Genomic DNA, 2,354 nt, shown 5'->3' with positions numbered 1-2,354 from the left:
CTTGACGGCGATGTCGTCGGCGGGAAAGCGGCGCCGGTCCATGCGCGCGGCGGCGATGAAGGTGGGGTTGGCGCGGGCGACGCTCTCCCAGCCCACCGTCGGCCACTCTTCCCTGGCGCGCACCACGTTGTGGATGCCCAGTGTCGCCATCATCCAGTCCGGCACGCCGTTGACGCCGGCCACGTACGGGTCGATCCTCAGGTCCGCGGAGGAGTACCAGAACACCCCGCTGAGCTCATTCGGCAAATCGAGTGCTCGAGCGGCCTCGATGGCGGCGGTTTCCCGCGCCTCGAGTTCCGCCACGGCAGTCTCGCCGCGCTCGGCGACGTCGAAGATTTCGGCAAGCTCGTTGAGGCTCTGGTACACCAGCGCCGGGTCGAACAGGCGCTCGCGAGCGCCGTCCATGCTCTGGCGGTTGTCCTTGCCGAGGCACTCGGTGGGCAGCGTCCAGACCGGCACGCCGGCATCGTCGAACATCTCGGGGGTGCCCACGGCGCCCGCCGGACCGACCATCCACTCGTAGGCGGAGATCACCAGGTCCGGCTTTTTCGCCAGCACGCTCTCGAAGCTCGGCGCGTTGTCGGAAAGCCGCTCGACGGCGGCATCCTGTTCTTCGAACGCCTCGAGCACCGGGTTGACCCAGAGCGAGGTGCCGACCATGTGATCATCGAGCCCCAGCAGGTAAAGCATTTCTGTGGGCGCCTGGCCGATGGTGACCACGCGCTCGGGCGCTTTATCCAGGGTGATGGCGTGGCCGCAGCTTTCGAGGGTGAGCGGGTAGCCGGTGGCGGCGAGCGCGCCTTGAGACGCGCCAAAAGATGCGCAGAGCCCTGCCAGGGCCAGCGCCGGGGATCGCTTCAACATCATGTACACTCCCGTGCATGATCGGCGCGCAGGACGCAACCGGGTGATGAGGTGCGTCGGCAGGTCTCCTGACTCGCGGGTCAATGCTAGCTCGCCTTCCCGGACGGTCGTCCAGTGGCCTTGTGAGCGTCGCTCGCCGCCTACAGTTGCGGGGGCAGTTCCGGTTAACGCGGGGCGCTTCGGATTCCCTATCAAGTTCCGCTAGGAACACCGACGCGGGCCATTCTAGAGAGGGCCAGTGCCCCGGGCAATCGGCGCTTTCGCCAAGCGCTTTACGCGGGCTCGCTGGCTTGGCTACGCTGAAACGATCCCCGAAGGAGCAGACCGATGACACACGAAGCGAACTCGAATACGCCCTTTGATGCGCGTCGCTCGCGCTGGGCGGCGGTGCTGGTGGGCATCGGCGTCATGGCCGCGCTCGACGAGATCGTCTTTCACCAGCTCTTGCAGTGGCACCACTTCTTCGATTTTTCCACGCCCGCTTTCGGCATTCTTTCCGATGGCCTGCTGCACGCCTTCGAGCTGCTGGCGGTGGTGGTCGGGGTGTTTCTGCTGCTCGATCTTTCCCAGCGCAAGCGCCTGAGCGTGGCCTGGGCAAAGGCGGGCTTCTTTCTGGGCATGGGGGGCTTCCAGCTCTTCGACGGCGTGATCAACCACAAGCTCTTGCGCCTGCACCAGATCCGCTACGGGGTCGACCCGCTGATGTACGACCTGGTGTGGAACGCCTTCGCGCTCCTCTTTCTGCTGATCGGGGCCTGGCTCTGGCGCCGCGCCCGCATCGCGCGCTGAATGCACGCCTCCCACCACGCTGCGCCGCTCGACTGGCTGCCCTTTCTGCTGGTCGTGCTCGTCACCAGCCAGTATCTGGCGGCGGCCTGGCTTCAGCGGGCGAGCGGATCGGGCTGGAGCCTTTGGCGCTGCGGCTTCTTCCTGCTGGGCAGTGCGCTGCTGGCCATCGCCTTCTGGCCCTCGCTAATGGCCTGGGCGCACGGGGATCTGGTCGGCCACATGACCCTGCACCTGCTGATCGGCATGTTCGCGCCGCTTGGCTGGGTGCTGGGAGCACCCGTGACGCTGTTGCTGCGAACCCTGCCCCAGGCCGGCGGCAGGTGGGTCGTCGCGAGGCTGCACGGCCGCTTCGTTCGCACTGTCGCCCACCCGGTCGCGGCGCTGCTGCTCAACGTCGGCGGCATGTACGTGCTTTATCTGACCCCGCTCTACGCCGCCTCGCTGGAGAGCCCCGCGCTTCACTACGCCGTTCATCTGCACTTTCTGCTCGCCGGGTATCTCTTCTGCTGGGCGATCCTCGCCGAGCCCGACGCCTCGCCTCACCGGCTCACCTTGCGCTTTCGCCTCGGCGTGCTGTTCGCCGCCATCGCCACCCACGGCCTGCTCGGCAAGCTGATGTACGGGTGGGGCTTTCCTCGCGGCACCGGTCACGCCCTCGAGCACGTTCAAATCGCCGCCCAGTGGATGTACTACGGCGGCGA

General features: G+C 66.9%; 3 protein-coding genes and 1 riboswitch. Of the genes, 2 read left to right on the top strand and 1 reads right to left on the bottom strand.

Annotated features, from left to right (window positions below):
- The coding region (locus BIS11_RS15370; protein ID WP_253586471.1) for an ABC transporter substrate-binding protein at positions 1–867 on the bottom strand (867 nt) is incomplete at its 3' end.
- Between the two features lie 37 nt (positions 868–904).
- A riboswitch (cobalamin riboswitch) is annotated at positions 905–1,094 on the bottom strand.
- A gap of 97 nt (positions 1,095–1,191) precedes the next feature.
- Here BIS11_RS15370 and BIS11_RS15365 point away from each other — a divergent pair.
- Entirely contained in the window at positions 1,192–1,653 is a 462-nt protein-coding gene (locus BIS11_RS15365) for a DUF2243 domain-containing protein (RefSeq protein WP_253425485.1), read from the top strand.
- Positions 1,654–2,354: cytochrome c oxidase assembly protein (locus tag BIS11_RS15360; RefSeq protein WP_253586470.1), on the top strand; the 701-nt coding region annotated here is incomplete at its 3' end. It abuts the gene before it with no gap.

The sequence above is a fragment of the Halomonas sp. 707D4 genome, assembly GCF_024158685.1.
GTDB lineage: Bacteria > Pseudomonadota > Gammaproteobacteria > Pseudomonadales > Halomonadaceae > Vreelandella.
This window is presented reverse-complemented; position numbering and strand designations above follow the sequence as displayed.